1 pseudogene is annotated in these 437 nt (G+C 67.1%); it reads left to right on the top strand.

The window, feature by feature from the left end:
- Nucleotides 1-39 precede the first annotated feature (39 nt).
- A pseudogene (locus AC1DOP_RS27315) lies at nt 40-437 on the top strand (hypothetical protein); the annotation flags it as partial.

Genomic DNA, 437 nt, shown 5'->3' with positions numbered 1-437 from the left:
GACTGGAGCGGYGTRTACSTGGACGAGGGCGCSMTSCTSGTGCAYGAGCGCCTGGCCATCGTCGATCCGGCMGGYGGYTCGCAGCCGCTGCTGTCCGARGACGGKSMGCTGGCGCTGGCGGTCAACGGCGAGATCTACAACCACCAGCAGCTCAAGGCCGGACTTGCCCAGGCCTATGCCTTCCAGACCGGCTCGGACTGCGAGGTGATCAACGCGCTGTACTGCCAGGGCGGGTCGCCGGCGCAGTGGCTGGAGCAGCTCAACGGCATCTTCGCTTTTGCTTTATGGGATCGCAGTGCGGGCCGTGTACTGATCGCGCGCGACCCGGTCGGCGTGGTGCCGCTGTACTGGGGCCATGATGCGCAGGGGCGGTTGCGCGTCGCCTCTGAAATGAAGGCGTTGGTCGATACCTGTGCCGACGTCGCCCAGTTCCCGCC

This window comes from Massilia sp. 01N410 (assembly GCF_056399665.1).
Note: the sequence above shows the minus strand (reverse complement) of the source record. Positions and strands in the feature narration are given on the sequence as shown.